The sequence below is a fragment of the Ruegeria sp. CDSB117 genome (genome assembly GCF_059611005.1).
On record NZ_JBXWOS010000052.1, the window covers coordinates 1 to 6,880 of the forward strand.

General features: G+C 51.3%; 7 protein-coding genes. 3 read left to right on the plus strand and 4 right to left on the minus strand.

The window, feature by feature from the left end; genetic code table 11:
• Nucleotides 1-408: 408 nt before the first annotated feature.
• On the plus strand, nt 409-1,644 hold the full coding sequence (locus tag AC2FJC_RS23385) for an adenylate/guanylate cyclase domain-containing protein (protein WP_496742072.1): 1,236 nt from the start codon (nt 409-411) through the stop codon (nt 1,642-1,644).
• A gap of 204 nt (nt 1,645-1,848) precedes the next feature.
• On the opposite strand, the gene AC2FJC_RS23390 is transcribed toward AC2FJC_RS23385, so the two are convergent.
• The 4 genes from AC2FJC_RS23390 to AC2FJC_RS23405 form a co-directional block, all read right to left on the minus strand.
• Entirely contained in the window at nt 1,849-2,469 is a 621-nt protein-coding gene (locus AC2FJC_RS23390) for an isochorismatase family protein (RefSeq protein WP_321250554.1), read from the minus strand.
• A gap of 276 nt (nt 2,470-2,745) precedes the next feature.
• Nucleotides 2,746-3,576: a DUF302 domain-containing protein gene (locus tag AC2FJC_RS23395; protein WP_496742074.1), complete on the minus strand. Its 831-nt coding sequence runs from the start codon at nt 3,574-3,576 to the stop codon at nt 2,746-2,748.
• 43 nt (nt 3,577-3,619) lie between these two features.
• Nucleotides 3,620-3,994 carry a DUF4345 domain-containing protein gene (locus tag AC2FJC_RS23400; protein WP_496742076.1) on the minus strand — a complete coding sequence of 125 codons (375 nt, stop codon included), beginning with the start codon at nt 3,992-3,994 and terminating at the stop codon, nt 3,620-3,622.
• 185 nt (nt 3,995-4,179) lie between these two features.
• Complete coding sequence (locus AC2FJC_RS23405; protein WP_117870867.1) at nt 4,180-4,479, minus strand: hypothetical protein; 300 nt, start codon at nt 4,477-4,479, stop codon at nt 4,180-4,182.
• Nucleotides 4,480-5,039: 560 nt separating this feature from the next.
• Between AC2FJC_RS23405 and AC2FJC_RS23410 the strand changes: the two genes are divergently transcribed.
• Nucleotides 5,040-5,555, plus strand: coding sequence for a DUF805 domain-containing protein (locus AC2FJC_RS23410; RefSeq protein WP_480638622.1), 516 nt, complete (start codon nt 5,040-5,042; stop codon nt 5,553-5,555).
• Nucleotides 5,556-5,629: 74 nt separating this feature from the next.
• Complete coding sequence (locus AC2FJC_RS23415; protein ID WP_496742079.1) at nt 5,630-6,400, plus strand: hypothetical protein; 771 nt, start codon at nt 5,630-5,632, stop codon at nt 6,398-6,400.
• Nucleotides 6,401-6,880 lie beyond the last annotated feature (480 nt).

Genomic DNA, 6,880 nt, shown 5'->3' on the forward strand with positions numbered 1-6,880 from the left:
GCGGCAGGCGAGATACTCGTTTCAGATGCGACTCGCGCCATGGTCGGAGGACGAACCGATTTCTTATTTTCTGAAATAGAACCCAGACTCCTGAAAGGTCTACGCGGTCACCACGTCTTGTATCGGTTGGAGTGGCAAGATTGAGTATTTCGGTTGCCTCAATGCCGACAGATCACACAGATACCCCGCAAAGCTCAGTCGCAAAAGTCTTGCGGTACGCGCCACAGCTCACATCGCCAGCAATTCCTGATGAATTGCGGCCATTGCCCCGGTGTCGCGCGTGCAATACGCCACAAGATCAGCATATAGGTTAGGGCTGCAAGCGCAGTGGGAGAATTGAATTTGATGTGTCCTAGAAGTGAATTAGACTAGTAACAAACTGTTCAGACATCTCATCGTGAGGTCATCATGGCAGCTCCATTAATCCAAGACTGGGAACTCACAGCCGCCATAAAGGACTTAGCCGATTGGCTGGTTCAACAGGGCTTGGAGAATGCGCCGGTTGAAACCTGGTTGGAAGCATTCTGCAACCGTCTTGTTTCGGCAGGGATTCCGCTTCTGAGAGCAAACATTACTGTGCGCGCTCATCATCCCGAGATTGGGACAGTCGCTTTCCGCTGGCACAGGGATGGCGGTCATGAGCGAGAGAATTTTGTCCGAAGAACGGATGCCCCTGAACAATACATCCTAAGCCCGATTTACTATCTTTTGGCAAACAACGTTGAAGAGATCAGACAAGATCTGACAGTCGAAGATCCAGAGCTTAGCTTTCCAATCTTTGATGAACTTCGCGAGCGCGGTGCCACAGACTACTTCGCGGTTAAACGGTTCTTCCTTATACAGGATAACGCTATGCCTGTTGACCCAATGCAGGCCGAGGAAGGTGCCATTATTTCATTGACGACCGACGCGAGCGGGGGCTTCACGAGCCAGCAACTTGACGGTTTGCGTCAACTGATATCTCCGCTTTGCCTGACGCTAAAATGTGGGGCAAACAGGCTGATGGCTGAAGACATAACCGCCGCTTATTTGGGCAAAGACGCCAGCAGGCGCGTTCTTTCTGGGGACATCACACGAGGTTCATCCGAAACGATTTCGGCGGTGATTTGGTATTTTGATTTGCAAGGATTTACCAAATTATCAGAAGCGCTTCCGGGAGATTCAATCATAGAATTGCTAAACGATTACTTCGCAGAAGCTGTTGACGTGGTCGAACGGAATGGCGGTAACGTTCTGAAATTCATGGGAGACGGTATGCTTGCCATCTTCGATATCAATCAGGTAACGGACGCTCGCCGCGTCGCAATTCACGCGGCTGCGGAGTTGCGGGATACTTTTGACGAACTCAACCAACGACGGCAAGCAGATGGTTTGCCAACGACCGGCTTCACTCTTTCGTTGCACGCTGGCGACGTTCTTTATGGCAACATTGGCGGTAGGTCTCGCTTGGATTTCACAGTGGTTGGCCCAGCAGTCAATACAACGGCCCGTATTCTTGGCATGTGCAGCGCGCTTGATCAGAACATTGTTGTTTCCGACAAGTTGGCCGGCGAGTTGGTGAGCTCCATTCCAAGTCTTGTTTCCCTGGGGCAATACAGATTGCGCGGTGTTGCTGAAAGACAGGAGCTGTTCACGATAGACTAGATAAAGCTCAATCCAAAAGTTCTGGCCCATTAGGCCAGGCGCGTAAACAACCGCTAGCGCCGCGCGGGCTTACTCTTGCGACGATCCTACGGTTAAAATCTTCCCATTACTCCAAACCAGAGCCTCATAACAAACCTCGGCTCCTGCGCTTCCGCACCCAAAAAAACTATGCACCCCAACTGGCACTAACGTTTCGATTGCAATTTAGAGCGACGTAATCGCATTGATCACTGCTTCTCGGCTCTGAACAGCGCCAGTTTGTAGATATTCCATAGCTTTGAGAGCAGCTTCATGGGCTTGGACAGATGACCCGCCAACGCAATCTTCTACTACGCGGCAGAAGTAGTCTGATTGGTGGCCATCGACGAATGTGTAGTGCACACAAACATCTGTCAGCCCGCCGCACAACAAAAGTGTGTCTACCTTTAAACCTCGTAGCAGGATTTCGAAATCGGTTCCGAAAAATGCAGAATACCGTCGCTTCGGGACGATGTAGTCACCTTTGCGATATCCCATCTCATCTTTTGCAACCTCCGTTCTTGGATCGCCTTCGAGACAGTGTATGTCTTCGTCACCATCCAGTTCACGGCCGAAGTCTATCCTATCGGGACGATGGACTTCTTGGATGAAAATGACTGGCACATTGTAATCATGTGCGGCATCAACCAAATCACGCGCAGCGATCATGCGCTCTTTGTAGCCCGGCATGTTGTCGATGGAGCGTACTTCGCTGTTATCAATAAACGTGCTCTTTTGAATGTCGATTACGATCAGGGCAGGTCTACCCTCGATCAGTTTCCTAGCTTGTTTGGTTTTAGTCGTCATGTTCGACCTCCAATTTGCCAGGTCGTCCTGAAGAAACGCCCTTGTTGGGCCGGGTCGTCCCAGCGGGCAGATCAATTTTGACTAAATGTGCAACTGAGTATGGTCAAGACCGTGCTGCGTTGTTTTGGAATGAAAACTATATGCTCGCGCCCAAGGCAACATTGCCCGCAAACTGCCGTTAGGGGTTAAGTGTTGCGATGGTCTGTACCCAGCTCAGAATGGGCAGCCAAATACGGAATATAGCAATTCAGAAAAATTGTGACTTCCAAACAGCGGCTACTCAATTGCCGTGCGAAATGTTGCGGTAAGCCGTTTGTTCAAACCGTGATGAGGTTCGGCTGAAGAACCGTAGTGCAACTCCGCCAAAGCAGCGATGTCATTGAAAATGACTACGGAGCCGCCTTCTTCATTCGCGTAAACCAATAGTTTTTGGCAAAAGGCATCCAAACCAATTGCCGGAAAGCCTGCCATAGCCACGCCACCGGGTGCTGGTCCGCCGAACAGTAAGAGAACTGCATCCGGCAGTTCCACCCCCAGTTGGGACGCTTCGGTCGCAAAATCGATTTCCCCAAACCAGACAGTATCGTCCTGCCCCATCACGGCTGCCCTGAGACGTTCGACTGCCTCTGGTACGCTGAGCTGAGATCGCAGTTCGATGACCCCATAGTCGGTAAACAACCCGTTGGTCGGCGCTGGTGTTGCATCCAAGTTGTTTAGAACCTCGAGCATCTTGCCATGAAATGTATTTAACGCTTGGGTGTCATTCAGACCATGCCGCACTTTGAGAAACTGAGAGTCTGTATAGGCGATCTGCGGGCGATCATCCTGATCGAAGGAAAGAACGCGAAGAGGAAGGTCCAGACCTGCTCGTACGTTCTCTTCCAGAATGGGCGTGTTTATCTCTGGATCAGAGAAAATGAGTACACGTGATGCTGGCATTTCTACGCCTTCAGCTTTGGCCAAGCGCGCGTGATCTATCGATGCGAGTGGAGTAGCTCCCGCTTCGTCAACGGCAGTCTCAAGCGCTAAGAAGTTTTCGTCCACCGCGGTCTGGACAGATGTCGATTGTGCAAAAGCGGATGTCGCAACCGAAAAAGTTGCAATCATCGAGAAAACAAAGCCAAACCTCACCATTTTACCACTTCCTTTTTTATCGTATTTTTGTCAGGGAAACCGCCGCCAGAGCCGCAAAAGCTATCTCGGCCGCAAGGTAAAAGAGAAGTATCCCGTTGGGAACTCCATCGATAAAAATGCTTAGTATGCGTCCAACGGCCAGTCCCGACATAAACAAAAATAGAACCCACAGCGCGGGGCGTTGTAATTCTGGTTTCAAAGCGGCCGCCAACCAAAATAACGTGTTTGCCAGGTAAAGACCCATAACCGCTCGGAACACGTGGGTTTGGTTCGTACCTTCCACCGGAAATCCCAGCAAAACTGGGATCGAACTGCCGGGCATCAGACCGTATGATAACGCAATTGGCACGAGGCCGACGGCAGCAAGCAGAAGGACGAATCTAGCACTCATGGAGGACTCCTTCTTGTAGAGGTTTCGCTTTGTTTACAAAACTCCTGATCGGTCTATTGAGGCATCCGATGATCCGAAACGGATGCCCACGCTACGCTTTGAAAGGCGTATCCGACAGGCCAAGTCGAGATTTCTGAAGAGCGAACCGGTACTGCGCAGCCGTATTCAGCTGCGCACCAAACAGATCACAATGCGCCTTCGTCGCCCAGGAACTCGATACCAGCTGTCGCGCCATCACTGTAAGCAATGCAATTCCAAGGAGCACGATCCTCGCCAACGCCTACAGTGACCTGTGTTCCCGCCTCGCTAAACGCGGATGAGAGCACCACGACTTGCGAATTGTTTGTCGTATTGGCTACATCTCGCAAACACGCCTGCTGAGCCGGCGTGAGCTCGGCGGACGCGCTTGATGTACTCGTATCGTCGCAGGCCGCAAGCAGTGTGAAACAAGTTGCGCCCGCAATCATCACCATCTTGTTAGACATTTTCTTCTCCCTCTGGTTCCCTTGAAATTAGTGAAATTGGATGCGCTTGTTTGAAGCTCTCGCGCCTGTGCAGCCAATTGAACATACCTTGATCCTGTGACTACCTTTCCCAAAACTTGCCGTGGGGGGCTCGGTCGGCGGGACGATATTTTGTTGACTATCGGGGCCGCCAATAACGTGCGAAGGCTGAATGACGCCACTAGCAAATGCTAGAGCAAACTCTGGAGAGAGGGCGAGTTCGTTATGTCTAAGCATCGCGTCCTCCCAGCGCTCAATCATTATAAAGTGCCTTCCGACCGCTAGCACTCACTCCAGCAGTCGGAAGGGCTCGGCACAGCGAGCAGCAACGACAACAACGGAGGTAAAATAAAGTTGTGTCGAATTCGCATGTTTGAATCTAATTTTTAATAAATCAATATTTTTTCCGCGCGTAAATTTCTCTACGCTCTCGTACGATAGGCCTCTGCGTTCAAACAAAAAAGTAAGTGGGAGCTGCGAGTGTGTTCCCCTGAGCGGCGAAGCGATTTGAGGCCGCACAGAAACAATGAAGGGATTGAAAGATGGGATTTGGTGAAGCCGTTAAGACGTGTTTCTCGAAATACTTCCAGTTCTCCGGTCGGGCTATACGCTCAGAATACTGGTGGTTCTTCTTGTTTGTGGTTCTCGTGAGTGCTGCTTTAGCTGTGCTGGATACGATCATATTCGGGACCAACCCAGAAACTGGGCAAGGATCTCGCGTCATGTCCTCTGTTTTCCAACTGGCTGTTCTCATACCTATGCTGGCCGCCGGTTGGCGGAGACTGCATGATACAGGACGACCTGGCTGGTATTTGCTGCTGCCGATGGCGCTCAGCATTACAACGCTATTTGTTATGCTGGGTGGGGTGGCGTTCTTTTCGGTATTGGAGCAAGGGACCGAAAACCCCGATGCATTACGGGGACCCGCGGCAGTACTGGGCGTGACCGGTATTGTTGTTGTCTCAATTCTTCAATTGGTTCTGTCTATCCTGATGATCTGGTGGCTGACACGACCTTCCCAAGAAGGCGCAAACGAATACGGCGAACCTGTTTCCTGATCTGGCTGTCCAGGCAATTGGCTGGAACTTCTGCTGAACGACAGTGCGAACCGTAACTCAATGGAGAGAAAAAAATGAGCTGCAAAACCATTTCCATTGGAATGCTACTGATGGCAGTGGCGACCACAGCATCAGCGGAGTGGTCGTTCAGCTCCGGGCCCAACCCCAATGCGTTTATTCAGACAGGAAACATGACGCTGGAACTTCAGTGTGACCGTATTCGCTTTGCTCCGGCTGGATTCGAGGACAGCCAGGACATTGCGGACAAGCAGGGGCTTTCCATTCGTTTCTTGAAGAACGGCACCACCGAAGTTGGGGCATTTCAGGTTGGCGCAGAAAACGCTGCCGTGCAGATCGTCGACAACTATCCAGTCGAGGTCAGTTTCAATAGTCAGCCGGACTATGGTTTTGTTCTGGACCAGCTTGCGGCCAATGCATCGGTTAATCTGTCGATGATTGATCAAGATGTCAGCTATGGAATTTTTGACTTGAAAGGTTCCAGCGCAGCAATTCGGTCCCTTCGTTCTGCGTGCGATTCAGAAGTTAACCAAGAGACCTCCTACGAAGCGCCCGAAGGCATCGTCTATTGTGGTGGCGGAGCGAAAAAACGCGTGATCGAACCCGTAATTTTGGACAATCCAGAGGGGGAGTGGGACGCGCGAGTAGCGGTTAACGGCGAGTCGATCAGAGCCATGACAGCCTACAGCTACTTCGGAAACTCTGAGCCGCCCGCCGGATTTGTCGTCGCCCTCCTTGGGGAGGACAGGTCCGAGTTTCTGATTTTTAGCGAAGGCTCGGCAAACTGGCTGGAATACGGGGACTACAGGTATGATCAGTGCAATTGATATCTCCTTCCAACCAGCTGCCAAAGTAGTGCGTCAGATGAAATGTTTGGCTTCCGGTATGGTGCTGGTTTCGGGTCTAGGAAGCGTGTGGCATTTCAATTCTCGGGTGGTGATGTCGCCCATGCTCATGCGCATCTGATACCGCTTCTCGACAAGTACGATGTCACCTCGCGACGCTACATCGAGCAAGAAGTAATCACCTTCAAACCAATCCCGAATCCGGGGAACAACGAGCTCCGAACCTTTGCCAAACTAATTGCGGATGCTCTCGACCGATGATGTAACTTTGGGCTCTTACCGATATTCTATGCCAAGGCCGGTCAGTTGTTACTCAAGTCAGACTGAAGCACCAAGATACATTCCGCTACGTCGTCTTTTCTCATTGATCTGGTACTGACTTCGGCAGATAGAGAGGTGTGCGGTGGCTGTCTTCCTTCGCAAGTGGCGCATGTCAAAGCGCTGCCGGAGGACCTCCGGTGG

Bases quoted from the DNA above. Each gene is read 5' to 3' on its own strand.
- AC2FJC_RS23415 (WP_496742079.1), top strand. From the start codon at position 5,630: ATGAGCTGCAAAACCATTTCCATTGGAATGCTACTGATGGCAGTGGCG.
- AC2FJC_RS23410 (WP_480638622.1), top strand. From the start codon at position 5,040: ATGGGATTTGGTGAAGCCGTTAAGACGTGTTTCTCGAAATACTTCCAG.
- AC2FJC_RS23390 (WP_321250554.1), bottom strand. From the start codon at position 2,469: ATGACGACTAAAACCAAACAAGCTAGGAAACTGATCGAGGGTAGACCT.
- AC2FJC_RS23395 (WP_496742074.1), bottom strand. From the start codon at position 3,576: ATGATTGCAACTTTTTCGGTTGCGACATCCGCTTTTGCACAATCGACA.
- AC2FJC_RS23400 (WP_496742076.1), bottom strand. From the start codon at position 3,994: ATGAGTGCTAGATTCGTCCTTCTGCTTGCTGCCGTCGGCCTCGTGCCA.
- AC2FJC_RS23385 (WP_496742072.1), top strand. From the start codon at position 409: ATGGCAGCTCCATTAATCCAAGACTGGGAACTCACAGCCGCCATAAAG.
- AC2FJC_RS23405 (WP_117870867.1), bottom strand. From the start codon at position 4,479: ATGTCTAACAAGATGGTGATGATTGCGGGCGCAACTTGTTTCACACTG.